The sequence below is a fragment of the Paramaledivibacter caminithermalis DSM 15212 genome, from assembly GCF_900142245.1.
Classification (GTDB): Bacteria; Bacillota; Clostridia; order Peptostreptococcales; family Caminicellaceae; genus Paramaledivibacter; species Paramaledivibacter caminithermalis.
In genome coordinates, this window is sequence record NZ_FRAG01000063.1 from 1 (window position 1) to 16319 (window position 16319).

Annotated in this window: 14 protein-coding genes and 1 other annotated feature; all 14 genes read right to left on the reverse strand. The window is 34.5% G+C overall.

Features of this window, described 5'->3' with window-relative positions; translation table 11 throughout:
- Positions 1-146: 146 nt before the first annotated feature.
- Positions 147-2216, reverse strand: coding sequence for an elongation factor G (fusA, locus tag BUB36_RS16160; protein ID WP_073152663.1), 2070 nt, complete (start codon positions 2214-2216; stop codon positions 147-149).
- A 106-nt stretch (positions 2217-2322) separates the two neighbouring features.
- On the reverse strand, positions 2323-2793 hold the full coding sequence (gene rpsG, locus BUB36_RS16165; RefSeq protein ID WP_073152665.1) for a 30S ribosomal protein S7: 471 nt from the start codon (positions 2791-2793) through the stop codon (positions 2323-2325).
- Positions 2794-2933: 140 nt separating this feature from the next.
- Positions 2934-3350 (reverse strand): 30S ribosomal protein S12, encoded by a 417-nt coding sequence (gene rpsL, locus BUB36_RS16170; RefSeq protein WP_073152668.1) that lies wholly within the window; start codon positions 3348-3350, stop codon positions 2934-2936.
- Positions 3351-3398: 48 nt separating this feature from the next.
- Complete coding sequence (locus tag BUB36_RS16175; protein ID WP_330390527.1) at positions 3399-3647, reverse strand: ribosomal L7Ae/L30e/S12e/Gadd45 family protein; 249 nt, start codon at positions 3645-3647, stop codon at positions 3399-3401.
- A 135-nt stretch (positions 3648-3782) separates the two neighbouring features.
- The gene (gene rpoC / locus BUB36_RS16180; protein ID WP_073152671.1) at positions 3783-7298 is read right to left on the reverse strand and encodes a DNA-directed RNA polymerase subunit beta'; all 3516 of its coding nucleotides are present in this window, start codon (positions 7296-7298) and stop codon (positions 3783-3785) included.
- 109 nt (positions 7299-7407) lie between these two features.
- A complete protein-coding gene (gene rpoB, locus BUB36_RS16185) occupies positions 7408-11046 on the reverse strand; it encodes a DNA-directed RNA polymerase subunit beta (protein WP_073152674.1) in 3639 nt (1212 codons plus the stop codon).
- Between the two features lie 688 nt (positions 11047-11734).
- Positions 11735-12121, reverse strand: a complete 387-nt coding sequence (rplL, locus tag BUB36_RS16190) for a 50S ribosomal protein L7/L12 (protein ID WP_073152677.1) — start codon at positions 12119-12121, stop codon at positions 11735-11737.
- 42 nt (positions 12122-12163) lie between these two features.
- Positions 12164-12688 (reverse strand): 50S ribosomal protein L10, encoded by a 525-nt coding sequence (gene rplJ / locus BUB36_RS16195; protein ID WP_073152681.1) that lies wholly within the window; start codon positions 12686-12688, stop codon positions 12164-12166.
- A 42-nt stretch (positions 12689-12730) separates the two neighbouring features.
- Positions 12731-12862 (reverse strand) — a sequence feature (ribosomal protein L10 leader region).
- 59 nt (positions 12863-12921) lie between these two features.
- On the reverse strand, positions 12922-13617 hold the full coding sequence (rplA, locus tag BUB36_RS16200; protein ID WP_073152684.1) for a 50S ribosomal protein L1: 696 nt from the start codon (positions 13615-13617) through the stop codon (positions 12922-12924).
- A gap of 56 nt (positions 13618-13673) precedes the next feature.
- Entirely contained in the window at positions 13674-14099 is a 426-nt protein-coding gene (gene rplK / locus BUB36_RS16205) for a 50S ribosomal protein L11 (protein WP_073152687.1), read from the reverse strand.
- A gap of 167 nt (positions 14100-14266) precedes the next feature.
- Positions 14267-14788 (reverse strand): transcription termination/antitermination protein NusG, encoded by a 522-nt coding sequence (gene nusG / locus BUB36_RS16210; protein ID WP_073152690.1) that lies wholly within the window; start codon positions 14786-14788, stop codon positions 14267-14269.
- A gap of 59 nt (positions 14789-14847) precedes the next feature.
- Positions 14848-15048: a preprotein translocase subunit SecE gene (gene secE, locus BUB36_RS16215; RefSeq protein ID WP_073152692.1), complete on the reverse strand. Its 201-nt coding sequence runs from the start codon at positions 15046-15048 to the stop codon at positions 14848-14850.
- A 101-nt stretch (positions 15049-15149) separates the two neighbouring features.
- Entirely contained in the window at positions 15150-15299 is a 150-nt protein-coding gene (rpmG, locus tag BUB36_RS16220; protein ID WP_073152695.1) for a 50S ribosomal protein L33, read from the reverse strand.
- A gap of 926 nt (positions 15300-16225) precedes the next feature.
- On the reverse strand, positions 16226-16319 hold a 94-nt coding region (locus BUB36_RS16225; RefSeq protein WP_330390528.1), incomplete at its 5' end, for an EF-Tu C-terminal domain-related protein.

The window sequence follows — 16319 nt, forward strand, 5'->3', positions numbered from 1 at the left end:
TTGTCTTACCATGGTCTACGTGTCCTATTGTTCCTATGTTTACATGGGGTTTAGTTCTTTCAAATTTTGCTTTTGCCATCTCTTTTTTCCTCCTTAATTAAACATATATAGTTTTAATATTTTATATTTTAAATATTAATATACATTTATTTGCCTTCAATAATTTTCTCAGCTATGCTGTTTGGAACTTGTTCATAATGACTAAACTGCATAGTATAGTTACCACGACCTTGAGATTTAGAACGAAGGTCTGTCGCATATCCAAACATTTCAGCAAGGGGTACGTGGGCTCTTATCACTTGAGCTCCTGCTCTTGCTTCCATACCTTCTAGCTTACCTCTTCTTGAATTAAGGTCTCCCATTACATCTCCTAAGTATTCTTCAGGAACAACTACTTCAACCTTCATATATGGTTCAAGAAGTACTGCATCGCCCTTCTTCATAGCATCTTTAAATGCCATAGAACCAGCAATTTTAAACGCCATTTCAGAAGAGTCAACCTCATGGTAAGAACCATCGTAAAGTTCAACTTTAACATCCACCACTTCATAACCAGCTAAAATACCATTTTCCATAGCTTCCCTAATACCATTATCTACCGCTGGTATATATTCTCTAGGAACAACTCCACCAACGATTGAATTAACAAACTCGTATCCAGCACCAGGTTCTTGTGGAGTAACTCTAATCTTAACATGACCATATTGTCCTCTACCACCTGATTGTCTTGCGAATTTCGCTTCAACATCTGTAGCTTTAGTTATAGTTTCTCTATATGCAACCTGTGGTTTACCTATGTTAGCTTCAACCTTAAATTCTCGAAGCAGCCTATCAACTATAATTTCAAGATGAAGTTCACCCATACCAGCTATAATTACCTGACCAGTCTCTTCATCAGTATAGGTCTTAAATGTTGGATCTTCTTCAGCAAGCTTCGCTAAAGCTATACCCATTTTTTCTTGACCTGCTCTTGTCTTTGGTTCAATTGCTACTCTAATAACTGGCTCTGGAAATTCCATGGATTCAAGCAGTATTTGATTATCTTGATCACAAAGGGTATCACCAGTAGTAGTAAACTTCAATCCAACCGCAGCTGCTATATCTCCTGCATAAACCTTTGAAATTTCTTCTCTTTTATTGGCATGCATTTGAAGAATACGTCCAATTCTTTCTTTTTTACCCTTTGTAGAATTATAAACATATGAACCTGCATCTAGTGTTCCAGAATAAACTCTAAAGAATGCAAGCTTTCCAACATATGGATCAACCATGATTTTAAAGGCCAATGCAGAAAACGGTTCATTATCATCAGCTTTTCTTACAGCTTCTTCCCCTGTATCTGCCAATACACCCTTTATAGGTGGAATATCTAATGGTGAAGGCATATACGCAACTATTGCATCAAGTAATAATTGTACACCCTTGTTTTTGTAAGCTGAACCACACAAAACAGGAACAATTTTATTTTCAATAGTTCCTTTTCTTATTCCATTTCTTATTTCTTCTTCAGTAAGTTCTTCACCTTCAAGATACTTCATCATTAATTCTTCATCATTTTCCGCCACCGCTTCAACCATAGCTATTCTATACTCTTCTGCTTTTTCAACTAATTCTTCTGGAATATCTGCAACTTCAATCTCTTGTCCTAAGTCATCTTTATAAATTCTAGCCTTCATATCTACAAGATCTACTATACCAACAAATTCACTTTCTGCACCTATTGGTAATTGAATCGGTACTGCATTTGCTTTTAATCTATCTCTCATCATTTCAACTGCGTTATAGTAGTCGGCACCTGTTATATCCATTTTGTTTACAAACGCAATCCTCGGTACACCATATTTATCTGCCTGTCTCCAAACAGTTTCAGACTGTGGCTCAACACCACCTTTGGCACAAAACACAGCTACAGAACCATCTAAAACCCTCAGAGATCTTTCAACCTCCACAGTGAAGTCCACGTGTCCAGGTGTATCTATAATATTTACCCTATGACCAAGCCATTGAGCAGTAGTAGCCGCAGAAGTGATTGTTATACCTCTTTCTTGCTCCTGCTCCATCCAGTCCATAGTGGCAGCACCTTCATGGGTTTCCCCAATCTTATGAACTCTACCCGTATAAAATAATATTCTTTCTGTAGTTGTTGTTTTGCCAGCGTCAATATGTGCCATAATACCAATATTTCTGGTTTTTTCTAAAGAAAAGGCTCTTGACACTTTTGTTCCTCCTTTCTGTCAAAACGCTATAGGAATTAATAAACATCTAATCAATCATAACAAATATGTTTTAAGACTATGTTAATTTCTATATATTTTTTATGTTTTACCATCTATAATGAGCAAAGGCCTTATTTGCTTCTGCCATTTTATGAGTATCTTCTTTCTTCTTAACAGCAGCACCAGTATTATTTGCAGCATCCATTATTTCTTTAGCTAATTTTTCAGTCATTGTTCTTTCCCCTCTTTTTCGAGAGTAAGAAACCAACCATCTTAGTCCTAATGTCTGTCTTCTAGAAGGTCTAACCTCCACTGGCACTTGATAATTAGCTCCACCAACACGTCTAGCTTTAACTTCTAAAACTGGCATAATATTGTTCATAGCCTCTTCAAATACTTCAAGTGGATCTTTTCCTGTTTTTTCCTTTATTTGCTCAAAGGCATCATATACTATTCTTTGAGCTATACCTTTTTTACCATCTAACATTACATTATTAATTAATTTAGTTACCACTTTACTTCCATACATAGGATCTGGTAACACTTCTCTTTTTGGCACATTACCTTTTCTTGGCACTTTTCTTCCCTCCCAAAAATTTTTCCATTCATCGGTACTCGACAACTAGATTGCCGTTTGTGCTCTATTGCTTTCATTATATAAAACCCCTCCTGCTAAGAGGAGGAGATTATTTCTATTATAACCGGCATTATTGTTGACTATTTCTTCTTAGGTCTCTTAGTACCGTACTTTGATCTTCCTTGCATCCTGTTCTCTGTTCCTGCAGTATCAAGAGTACCTCTTACTATATGATATCTAACACCAGGTAAATCTTTAACTCTACCACCTCTTATAAGTACAACACTATGTTCTTGTAAGTTATGACCTATACCCGGTATATAAGCAGTAACTTCTATACCATTAGTAAGTCTTACTCTAGCAACCTTTCTAAGAGCTGAGTTAGGCTTTTTAGGCGTTACAGTTTTTACAGAAGTACAAACACCTCTTTTTTGTGGCGCACTAGTTTTTGTAGGCACTCTTTTTAGAGAGTTAAAACCTCTTTGCAAAGCAGGAGCAGTTGATTTTTTCTCAGTTTGCTGTCTACTTTTACGTACCAGTTGGTTTATAGTTGGCATCCCTACACCTCCTTCCAATTCATTAATCAGGTTATCATTTAACCTTAATTATTTTATAATAACTGCTGTTGCAGCACCGACGTCAATACCACATGCTTCCCCAAGCTTTTTCATGGAATCTACATAAACAATCTGTATATTTTTTTCCTTAGCGACTTCAACAACATTTCTTATAACATGCTGTTCACAGTCCTTTGCTATAAAAAGAGTTTCAGCCTTACCATCGTTTATAGCTCTTAAGGATTGTTTAGTTCCTACTTTAAGCTTGTTCTTTTTCTTTAATTCCATAAAGTGCATATAGCATCCTCCTTTTTTACTTTCAAAGGATTATACACATTTTAGTGCATAACCCTCTTATAGTATTAAAAGTCAACTATACTTAAATTGCACACTATAACATTTTAGCACCAATGCCTAGCTATGTCAATAAATTTATAATGTTATATTCTCATCAAGAGAATCTTTGGCATTGTTATCTAGTATAGCAATATTCCTGTATTTTTTCATTCCAGTACCCGCTGGTATAAGTTTTCCAATAATTACATTTTCTTTTAGCCCAAGAAGCTTATCTTCTTTTCCTTTTATTGCTGCCTCTGTTAAAACACGAGTAGTTTCTTGGAATGACGCTGCAGATAAGAAAGATTCAGTAGCAAGAGATGCCTTTGTTATACCTAAAAGAATTCTCTTAGCTGTAGCAGGCTTTCCTCCCTCAAGCTCTACTCTCTTATTTTCTTTTTCTAATTCATTTATATTTACAAGTCCACCAGGTAATAGGTCTGTATCACCAGAATCTTCAATTTTTACTCTAGATAACATTTGTCTTACTATTATTTCTATATGCTTATCATTTATATCAACACCCTGCATCCTATATACCCTTTGAACTTCTTTGGTTATATATTCTTCAACCCCTTGAGTCCCTTTAATTCTTAATATATCATGAGGATTAACTGAGCCTTCAGTTATTCCATCTCCTGGTTTAATATATTGACCTTCCTTTACCTTTATCCTTGAACCATAAGCTATTTGGTATGTCTTTGTCTCTCCATCATCTGAGGTTACAGTAACTTCACGTTTCTTAGCAGTATCCTTAATTGATACTTTCCCACCTATTTCAGAAATGATGGCAAGTCCTTTAGGCTTTCTAGCTTCAAATAATTCTTCAACCCTTGGAAGACCTTGGGTAATATCTCCACCTGCAACTCCACCAGTATGGAAGGTTCTCATGGTAAGCTGAGTTCCTGGTTCACCGATTGATTGTGCAGCAATTATACCTACTGCCTCTCCAACATTTACAGCTTTACCCGTAGCAAGGTTTTTACCATAGCATTTTCCACATACACCATGCTCAGCTTTACAATTAAGCACTGTTCTAATTTTAACTTCTTCAATACCTGCATCAACTATTTTCTCAGCATCATCTTCAGTGATCATTTCTTCAGCCTTAACCAGTATTTCACCAGTTTTAGGGCAAACAATATCTTCTAAAGCATATCTTCCTGCTATTCTGTCATATAATGGTTCTATTATCTCTTTGCCATCTTTAAATGTAGAAACTATTATACCTTCGTTAGTACCACAGTCATCTTGACTGATTATAACATCCTGGCTTACATCAACAAGTCTTCTGGTCAAATATCCTGAATCGGCAGTTCTAAGAGCCGTATCAGCAAGACCTTTTCTAGCTCCTGTCGTTGATATAAAATACTCTAAGATAGATAACCCTTCACGGAAATTAGAGGTGATAGGGATCTCAACAGTATGTCCTGTAGCATTAGCCATAAGTCCACGCATGCCAGCAAGCTGTCTTATTTGGTTTTTACTTCCCCTTGCACCAGAGTGAGCCATTATAAAAACATTATTTAATTCTCCTAAGTTTTCCATCAAAGCATCTGTGACCTTTGCTGTAGTCTCCTGCCAAGTCTTAATTACATTTTCGTATCTTTCTTCATCAGAAATAAGACCTCTTCTATAAGCCTTCTTGTATCTATCTACTTTTTCTTCCGCTTCTGATATAAGCCTTTCTTTTTCTTTAGGTATTTTCATATCTGATACGCTTATAGTAATTGCTCCACGGGTTGAAAACTTGAATCCAAGGGATTTAATATGGTCCAGCATCATTGCAGTTACAGTGTTACCGTGTTTCCTAAAGCATCTATCGATAATTTTACCGAGAAACTTTTTATCAACTAAAGTATCTATCTCTAAACCGTAGGGATTATCGCTCCTATTAACAAAACCCAAGTCTTGAGGAATATGTTCATTAAATATGAATCTACCTACAGTACTTTCTACTAATGTAGCTGGGGTATCAGCATCCTTCTTAATCCTCACCTTTACCGTAGCATGAAGACCAACAACTTTATTTTCATATGCCATAAGCATTTCTTCAAAGCTTCCAAATATCATACCTTCACCAGGTTCACCATCTACTTTTATAGTAAGGTAATAACTTCCTAAAACCATATCCTGAGTAGGAGTCGTAATAGGAGAACCATCCTTAGGCGCCAAAATATTATTTATAGAAAGCATAAGAAATCTTGCTTCCGCCTGAGCCTCAACTGTTAGTGGTACGTGAACAGCCATTTGGTCTCCATCAAAGTCTGCGTTATAGGCTGTACAAACTAACGGATGAAGCTTAATTGCTTTACCCTCAACCAATATTGGTTCAAAGGCTTGTATACCTAATCTATGAAGGGTTGGAGCACGATTTAATAGAACTGGGTGTTCTTTTATAACTTCCTCTAAAACGCCCCATACCTCTGGTTTAATTCTTTCAACCATTCTTTTAGCACTCTTAATATTATGAACATATCCATCGTGAACTAGTTTTTTCATTACAAAGGGTTTAAATAATTCTAATGCCATTTTCTTCGGAAGTCCACACTGATAAAACTTAAGTTCAGGTCCTACTACTATAACAGAACGTCCAGAATAATCTACACGTTTACCTAATAAGTTTTGACGGAATCTTCCCTGCTTACCCTTTAACATATCTGAAAGAGACTTGAGTGGACGATTTCCAGGACCAGTTACAGGTCTACCTCTTCTTCCATTATCGATTAATGCATCAACGGCTTCTTGAAGCATCCTCTTTTCATTTCTAACTATGATATCTGGTGCCCCTAATTCTAAAAGTCTATTTAATCTATTGTTTCTATTAATAACTCTTCTGTATAAATCATTTAAATCTGAGGTTGCAAATCTACCCCCATCAAGCTGTACCATTGGTCGCAAATCAGGTGGTATCACTGGAATAACATCTAAAATCATCCATTCTGGTTTGTTCCCAGATGTTCTAAAGGCTTCTACAACTTCTAATCTTCTAATAGTTCTAACTCTTTTTTGTCCCGAACTCTCTTTTAACTTTAACTTAAGTTCCTTTGATAGTTTTTCTAGGTCTATTTTCTGTAATATTTCTTTTATGGATTCTGCACCCATTCCCGCTCTAAAAGCGTTGCCATATTTTTCTCTATATTCTCTATATTCTTTCTCGGTTAATAATTGTTTAAAAGCAAGAGGGGTATTGGCTGGGTCGATTACGATATATGATGCAAAGTATAATACTTTTTCTAAAGATCTAGGTGACATATCAAGCAATATTCCCATTCTGCTTGGTATACCTTTAAAATACCAAATATGGGATACTGGTGCAGCAAGTTCAATATGTCCCATTCTTTCACGTCTAACCTTTGATTTAGTTACTTCGACACCACATCTATCGCATATTACACCTTTGTATCTAACTCTTTTATATTTCCCACAATGGCACTCCCAATCCTTTGTGGGTCCAAATATTTTTTCACAAAATAGACCTTCTTTTTCAGGCTTTAATGTACGATAGTTAATTGTTTCAGGTTTTTTCACTTCTCCCTTTGACCATTGTCTAATTTTTTCAGGTGAAGCTAACCCAATCTTAATTGAATCAAAGTTATTAAGTTCTATCAAGGAGTTTCTCTCCCTTCTGTATTAGAATGTACTTAAAATAACTTTCTTAAGCTTTCATATCTCCAAGAAAAATCCAACTCAATAATAAGTGACTAAATATCTACAATTTTTATTCATCATCATACTCATCGTCTTCATCATGTTCATCATTATAGTCATCAGAGGATGAATTTTCGTCATACATTTTCCCATCACTATCCATGATTGAATCTAATTCACTTAATTCATCTTCGTCACTTTCTTTTATCTCTATCTCGTTTTTATCTTCTGTTATAACCTTTACATCGAGACATAAGCTTTGAAGTTCTTTAATTAATACCTTAAATGATTCTGGCATACCTGGTTCTGGGATATTCTCTCCCTTAACTATTGCTTCATAGGTTTTTACACGACCCACTACATCATCAGATTTTACAGTCATTATCTCTTTTAGAGTATGGGCAGCACCATATGCATAAAGAGCCCAAACCTCCATCTCACCAAACCTCTGTCCACCAAATTGAGCTTTTCCTCCAAGGGGCTGTTGTGTAACAAGAGAGTATGGTCCTGTACTTCTAGCATGCAGTTTATCATCTACAAGGTGATGAAGCTTTAACATATACATGTATCCAACTGTTACAGGATTATCAAAGGCTTCTCCTGTTCTTCCATCATATAATTTAAGCTTTCCATCTCTAGGATAACCACATTCTTCCAACAAATCCATAATATCGTATTCATTTGCACCATCGAATACTGGAGTTGCCACTTTCCATCCTAGCTTTTTAGCTGCTAAACCAAGATGAACTTCCAATACCTGACCTATATTCATACGAGACGGTACACCAAGTGGATTAAGGACCACTTGCAATGGAGTCCCATCTTCTAAGAAAGGCATGTCTTCAACAGGTAATATTCTTGAAATAACACCTTTATTACCATGTCTACCTGCCATCTTATCTCCTACATTAATTTTTCTTTTTTTAGCAATGTAGACTCTTACAAGTATATTAACACCTGGTGGTAATTCATCACCATTTTCACGAGTAAATACTTTAACATCCACAATAATACCAGACTCTCCATGGGGTACCCTAAGGGATGTATCCCTTACTTCTCTAGCCTTTTCACCAAAAATCGCCCTTAAAAGTCTTTCTTCAGCAGTTAGTTCTGTTTCACCCTTTGGTGTAACCTTACCTACCAATATATCTTGGGATGTTACCTCAGCTCCAATTCTTATAATGCCTCTGTCATCCAAGTTCTTTAGTGCGTCTTCTCCAACATTAGGTATATCTCTAGTTATCTCTTCAGGTCCAAGCTTTGTATCCCTTGCTTCAGATTCATACTCCTCTATATGAATGGAAGTAAGAGTATCATTTTTTACTAATTCTTCACTTAAAAGAATAGCATCCTCATAATTGTATCCTTCCCAAGTCATAAATCCTACTAAAATATTTTTACCAAGTGCTATTTCCCCTTTATCGGTGGATGGACCATCATATATTATATCTCCAGCTTTAACATGTTGTCCCTTATCAACAAGAGGTCTTTGATTTATACACGTTCCCTGATTTGAACGTTTAAATTTCAAAAGCTTGTATCTGTCTTTTCTTCCATCTGAGTCTCTCTTGATAACTACTTCATCAGAAGAAACTCTTTCAACAACGCCATCGTTTTTAGCAATACCTACTACTCCTGAATCCCTTGCTGCAACATATTCCATCCCTGTTCCAATTATAGGGGATTCTGTTTCTATAAGTGGTACAGCCTGACGCTGCATATTTGAACCCATCAAGGCTCTATTAGCGTCATCGTTTTCAAGGAAAGGAATCATAGCTGTAGCAATTGAAACTAACTGCTTAGGTGAAACATCCATATAGTCAACCTCTGAACTAGGTACCACATCCATATCACCCTTTATAGTTCTAGCTATAACCCTTTTATTTAAAAATCTACCCTCGGCATCTAAAGGCTCATTGGCTTGAGCAATTATATATTTTTCTTCAACATCAGCCGTTAGATATTCTATTTCATTAGTTACTACTCCTCTTTCTTTATCCACTCTCCTATACGGTGCCTCAATAAAACCATATTCATTAACTCTCGCATATGAACTCAGGGAGTTAATAAGCCCTATATTAGGACCTTCTGGCGTTTCTATCGGACACATCCTTCCATAATGTGAATGATGAACATCCCTTACTTCAAACCCAGCTCTTTCCCTAGACAAACCTCCTGGTCCTAAAGCTGAAAGTCTTCTCTTATGAGTCAACTCCGAAAGAGGATTTGTTTGATCCATAAATTGTGACAACTGGCTGCTTCCAAAAAATTCTTTTATAGCAGCTGCAACAGGTCTAATATTAATTAAAGCTTGAGGAGTTATTGCTTCCATATCTTGAATGGTCATTCTTTCTTTTACAACTCTTTCCATTCTCGATAGCCCTATTCTAAATTGATTTTGCAAAAGTTCACCAACAGAACGTAATCTTCTATTGCCTAGGTGATCAATATCATCTACTTCTCCCACTCCATGGGCTAAGTTTAATATATAACTCATGGTTGCAATTATATCATCTTTAATTATATGTTTAGGAATTAATTCCCTTATCCTATCCCTTATAGCTTCCTTTATATCATCTTCAGAAGTAAAGGTGTCTAAAATTTCTCTTAGCACTGGATAATGAACTTTTTCATTTATACCCAAATCATCAATATTAAAGTCAATGTGGGCTTTAATATCAACAAAGTTATTACCAATAATTTTTACTGTTTTTTCATCTTCACCAATGACATTTACATGTTTTATACCAGCATTTTCAATATCCAAAGCAGTCTTTTTATCAATCTTTTGTCCTTCTTTAGCCAGTATTTCTCCTGTGCTTTGATCAATAACATTTTGAGCTACTATCAAACCTGTCAGTCTATTGGATAAGGATAGCTTTTTATTGAATTTATATCTTCCAACCTTGGCTAAATCATATCTTTTCGCATCAAAAAATAAAGAGTTAATTAAATTGTTAGCACTTTCAACAGTTGGTGGTTCGCCAGGTCTAAGCTTTTTATATACTTCAATAAGACCTTCTTCTTGAGACCCAGTATTATCTTTTTCCAAGGTTTTAATTAATCTTTCATCTTCACCAAAAAGATTAATAATCTCTTGGTCAGTTCCAAACCCAAGGGCTCTTGTAAAAACTGTAAATGGAAGTTTTCTTGTTCTGTCAATTCTAACAGAAATAATATTATTTGAATCAGTTTCGTATTCTAACCATGCTCCTCTATTGGGAATTACAGTTGTTGAAAATAATTTTTTCCCAGTTTTATCAATTTCAACAGCATAGTACGGTCCTGGAGATCTAACCAGCTGACTAACGATAACTCTCTCGGCTCCATTAATAATGAATGTTCCTTTTTCAGTCATAAGAGGAAAATCTCCCATGAATACTTCCTGTTCTTTTACTTCTCCCGTTTCTTTGTTTATAAACCTTACTTTGACTTTAAGTGGAACTGCGTATGTAACATCTCTCTCTTTACACTCTTCCACATCATACTTAGGCTCTCCATCTAAAGAATAGTTTACAAACTCTAATATTAAGTTCCCAGTATAATCTTGTATGGGAGAAATATCCATAAAAGCTTCCATCAATCCTTCTTTTAAGAACCATTCATATGATTTTTTCTGTATTTCGATGAGGTTAGGCATTTCAATAACTTCATCGATTTTAGAAAAACTCATTCTTGTTGTTACACCGACCTTAACAGGATGTGGCATTTACTATTCACCCCTTATAGTAAAATAAAAAGGTTTATTTTAAAACCTTTTATATAACACATAGGAAATCATACTCATAAAACATAATATAATTTCCATTTTATATAGATAGTCAGATTACTATATAAATCGCGAAAATGATTTTACATGAAACGAATTAAATTTTCGCGATAAACATTAATGTAATAGAAGCACACAAAATTTAAACTGAAAAATCTTTTGTGCGTTCTATATATTAAAATATTTTTACTGAAAAATACTCCTAATTCGAAGGCTGACTATCCATAAATTTACTAAACAAAGCTTAGTCTTTAAGATATCTTAAAGCACTGCTCACAACTTATAAAAAACTTAAGAGCATCTGACCTTTTAATTTCAGATTGATTTCAATTATTGAAATCATCCACAATAAAAACTAGGTTTAAATAAAAGCTCATAAAGTTAAATATCACCTATATATTGTATCCATTCTATATTTTTCTATACATTTTTTGTAATAGACATACTCATAGCATTTTACAATATTAGCACACAAGTCAAATGTTGTCAAGATTTTTTTTCATTTCTTAATATTTTTTTAATGAGCCATTATTTAAACCTATTTTCAGAAACTTAACCTATATAAAGTTAAAACAAAAAGGTACTCTAGAAAATCTAGAGTGCCTTTTTGTTACTGAACATAAACTAATTATTTAAGTTCAACAGATGCTCCTGCTTCTTCTAATTTAGCTTTTATCTCTTCAGCTTCTTCTTTAGAAGCTCCTTCTTTAACTGGCTTTGGCGCTCCATCAACTAAAGCTTTCGCATCCTTTAATCCTAATCCAGTAATCTCTCTTACAACTTTTATAACACCAATCTTCTTAGCGCCAGCACTAGCTAAAATTACATCAAATTCAGTTTTTTCTTCAGCAGCTTCTGCTCCAGCTCCTCCAGCTACTGGCATAGCAGCCATAGCTACAGGTGCTTGTGCACTTACTCCAAATTCTTCTTCCAATGCCTTAACTAACTCAGATAATTCTAATACAGTAAGGTTTTTTACCTCTTCAATTAAATTTAAAACTTTTTCGCTTGCCATTTTATTTTCCCTCCATACACGTTTTTATTATTATTTTATTACTTATTGTTCATTTTTTTCTTTAATTGCATTTAATGCATAAACAAGGTTTCTGATATTTCCTTGAAGGACATTAGCAAATCCTGAAATAGGACCATTCAAACCTCCAAGAACCTGTGCAATTAATACCTCTCTTGGTGGTAAGTCTGCTAAGCCAATTACACCATCTAAATCAATAACTTTACCATCCACTACACCCGCTTTTATCTCCAAGTTTTTATGGTCCTTGGCAAAATCTTTAGATATCTTTGCAGGTGCTACTGGATCTTCAATACCAAATGCAATTGCATTTGGTCCCTTAAGATGCTGGTTAAATTCTTCTAAGCCCTCTTCTTTAAAGGCAAATCTCATTAATGAGTTTTTGTAAACTTTATACTCTACACCAGCTTCTCTAAATCTCTTTCTTAATTCTGTTGTTTCTTCTACAGTTAATCCTCTATAGTCAACCAAAACAGCTGATTGAGAACTTGCAATCTTTTCTCTGATTTCATTAACAACAGCCTTTTTCGTTTCTATAGCCTTTGACATCAATCTCCACCTCCTTTTTTAAAGCTTCTGGTGCCCTTTCCCACGTCCATAGAAAAACCTCTCTTACGTAGACATAGAGAGGTTTTATAATCAAATTTATCATTAATTACCTCGGTAGGAAATTTTAAGCTTAAGGTTAGCACCTACTGTCTACGGTTTATATTCAATTCAACGTAATAACGAAAATTTTATCATCATTCAGTTTATATGTCAATACATTATCATAATTATTATTAACTAATTTTTGCTGCATTAATTTTGATACCAGGTCCCATAGTGCTTGCTATTGTAACACTTTTAAGATAGGTACCCTTAGCAGCTGCAGGTTTAGCTTTGATAATAGCTTCCATTAAAGTATTGAAATTTTCAGCCAATTTTTCTTTTCCAAATGATACTTTACCAATTGGAACATGTATTATATTAGTTTTATCTAATCTGTACTCAACCTTACCTGCTTTTATTTCTTTTACTGCTTTTCCAACATCAAAAGTAACTGTACCTGATTTCGGATTCGGCATTAATCCTTTCGGTCCTAAAATCCTACCTAGTCTACCTACTATACCCATCATGTCAGGAGTAGCTACAACAGCTTCAAAATCAAACCAATTTTCTTTTTGAATTTTTGAGGCCAATTCATCGCCGCCAACATAATCAGCTCCTGCTGCTTCTGCTTCAGCTACTTTATCTCCCTTAGCGAACACTAATACTTTCTTAGATTTACCAGTTCCATGGGGTAATACTATAGCACCTCTTACTTGCTGATCTGCATGTCTTCCATCTACTCCAAGTCTTATATGAAGTTCAACAGTTTCATCAAATTTCGCCTTTGAAACTTGAGATAATAATTCTATAGCTTCTTCTGCATCATACAATTTTGTTCTATCTATTAATTTTGCACTTTCTTGATATTTTTTCCCTCTTTTTGCCATAATTAAAACCTCCTCAGTGGTAGTAACGGTGTGTTCTACCTCCCACATTTATATGCTTATTCTTCTACAACAATACCCATACTTCTTGCAGTACCTTTAATCATGCTCATAGCTGCCTCTAAACTCGCTGCGTTTAAATCAGGCATCTTCATTTCAGCAATCTCTTTCACCTTATCAATCGATACTGTAGCAACTTTATTTTTATTAGGTTCACCTGAAGCCTTTGGTATTCCTGCTGCCTTTTTAAGTAAAACTGCTGCAGGAGGAGTCTTTAAAATAAAGCTAAATGATCTATCCTGATATACAGTTATTATAACTGGTATTATCAAGCCCGCTTTATCTGCAGTCTTAGCATTAAATTCTTTACAGAATTGCATTATATTAACACCATGTTGTCCTAAAGCAGGACCTACTGGTGGTGCTGGGGTAGCCTTTCCTGCAGGAATCTGAAGCTTAATTATACCTGTAACCTTTTTTGCCATGATTACACCTCCTTAATTTACACTAAATCTATAATAAAAATCCAGGATATAAACCCTAAATTTTTAAGCATTTTCCCAAAAACAACTACTTAAAAGTCAAATTTTACCTATTTTTTCTTGCTTTAGATTGGCTTCAACTCTGCAAAACAAAATGTTGCAAGATTTTTTTACAGTTTTTCTACTTGAGTGAACTCTAGTTCTACTGGTGTCTCTCTACCAAACATTGATATAGAAACCCTTAATGTCTGCTTTTCATTATTAATCCCCTTAACTTCACCAATAAAGTTTTCAAAGGGACCAGAAGTAACTTTAACCGCCTCACCAACTTCAATATCTATGGATGGTGTTTTATCTTCAATCCCCATCCAACGTACTTCTTCATCAGTCAAAGGTACAGGTTTAGAGGCAGGTCCAACAAAACCAGTCACTCCCCTAGTGTTTCTAACCACATACCATGATTCATCATTCATTATCATCTTAACGATAACATAACCTGGAAAAATCTTTTTTTGTTTAACTTTCTTCTTCCCATCCTTAACTTCTACCTTTTCTTCTGTCGGAACAACTACTTCATGTATCACATCTTCCATGCCCCGGTTTTCAACTATTTTTTCAATATTCGCCTTTACCTTTTTTTCATGACCAGAGTAGGTATGAGCAACATACCATTTAGCTTCTTTTTCAGACATGTTCTAGAGGGTTATAATGAATTGCAATTAAAACCCTTTCCCTCCCTTGCTATAGATTGCTATTTTATCAATAGCTTGATTACCTGACCAAAAATTGAGTCTGTCAACCATATACCTAAAGCTGCAAGTCCACATGTCACAAGAACCACCATTGTGTACGATTGTAATTCTTTCCTGTTTGGCCAACTAACTTTTTTAAGCTCGGATTTAACACTTTTAAAGTATTTTCTAGCTCCCTTTTTCTTAGTTTGTGCAGCCATATACTTTCACACCCTTACAAATATTTGTTTTTAAGGTTATGGTGAAGCGAATTCCCAAATATCATGCTTGAAGTTATTTTTTAAACAACCTTAAAATAAAATTACTTAGTTTCTTTATGCACAGTATGACTTTTGCAGAATTTACAATATTTTTTCAGTTCGATCCTGTCTGGATCATTTTTCTTATTCTTTGTAGTATTATAATTTCTTTGCTTACATTCTGTACATGCCAATGTAATTTTAACCCTCATTTCTACACCTCCTAAAACAGCCTCTTCTATAAAAAAGGAGAACCCTCTTTAAAATAATACACAAATTTCACCATTATAATTTCACCTATTAAAACTATCACAATTTTAAATAGATGTCAATATAGTTTTAACACTTATTTCTACAGATGTGCAATTATGATTTTGTACATGCAGCAATGCTATTTCTCAGATCCTATATCATAATAATTATTCTACCATTAATTCTAACAATGACTTTTTTAAAAGAAACCTTTGAAATTACATATCAACAAGTTTCAAGCTATATATTATAGGATTTTCATAGCAAAACTTAATTTATACATGGACAAAGGCACCCTTAGGGTGCATTTTGAGTTCCAGGTTCCAGGTATTAGGGTCTTTCTAATAAGTTTTAAAAGAAAACAATTTGCACCAATATTTTACTGGTAATAGTTTTAATTTCCCTTCTAGTACTCTATTTTGCTCTGCTTTAGCTATGAAATTTTTTGCAAAATATTTTAGTTCCTAAGCAAGTACAAATACCCAAGATTTCTGGGCGTTTAGGATATATATTAAATTAAAGTCTTTACTTAAATTCCTATGATACTTTCAATTCGCTTTCTCAAATCTTCCAACTATATCAATCCTATTTTAAAGTCTATATTTTATTAAACAAAATCTAATGTTACAAGATTTTATAAAAAATTAAAACGCAAAATATTTATGACGATTTCTATAAATAGAACCCTTGAGAAAGTAAACCGAATATCAATTCATATATGCATTATATTTAGTATATGCATTTTTTTATTTTGTATTAAGCTTTTTAACTTCAATAGGGCTAGGATCAATCCTAGCCCTATATGCATCTTAAACCTTTCAAATCTCAGAAATCAAACCCTTTTATTTCAATGGGATTTGCATTAGAATAATTCGCAATAAGACTATTACTCTATAATCTTAGCAACAGCACCTGCTCCTACTGTTCTACCACCTTCACGAATAGCAAATCTTAATCCTTCTTCTATTGCGATTGGTGTG

What these genes read in the sequence shown, in the direction of transcription:
- rpsL (WP_073152668.1), bottom strand. Translation starts at nt 3,350, where the DNA reads ATGCCAACTATAAACCAACTGGTACGTAAAAGTAGACAGCAAACTGAG.
- BUB36_RS16175 (WP_330390527.1), bottom strand. Translation starts at nt 3,647, where the DNA reads ATGCACTTTATGGAATTAAAGAAAAAGAACAAGCTTAAAGTAGGAACT.
- rpoB (WP_073152674.1), bottom strand. Translation starts at nt 11,046, where the DNA reads ATGCCACATCCTGTTAAGGTCGGTGTAACAACAAGAATGAGTTTTTCT.
- rplL (WP_073152677.1), bottom strand. Translation starts at nt 12,121, where the DNA reads ATGGCAAGCGAAAAAGTTTTAAATTTAATTGAAGAGGTAAAAAACCTT.
- rplJ (WP_073152681.1), bottom strand. Translation starts at nt 12,688, where the DNA reads ATGTCAAAGGCTATAGAAACGAAAAAGGCTGTTGTTAATGAAATCAGA.
- rplA (WP_073152684.1), bottom strand. Translation starts at nt 13,617, where the DNA reads ATGGCAAAAAGAGGGAAAAAATATCAAGAAAGTGCAAAATTAATAGAT.
- rplK (WP_073152687.1), bottom strand. Translation starts at nt 14,099, where the DNA reads ATGGCAAAAAAGGTTACAGGTATAATTAAGCTTCAGATTCCTGCAGGA.
- nusG (WP_073152690.1), bottom strand. Translation starts at nt 14,788, where the DNA reads ATGTCTGAAAAAGAAGCTAAATGGTATGTTGCTCATACCTACTCTGGT.
- secE (WP_073152692.1), bottom strand. Translation starts at nt 15,048, where the DNA reads ATGGCTGCACAAACTAAGAAAAAGGGAGCTAGAAAATACTTTAAAAGT.
- rpmG (WP_073152695.1), bottom strand. Translation starts at nt 15,299, where the DNA reads ATGAGGGTTAAAATTACATTGGCATGTACAGAATGTAAGCAAAGAAAT.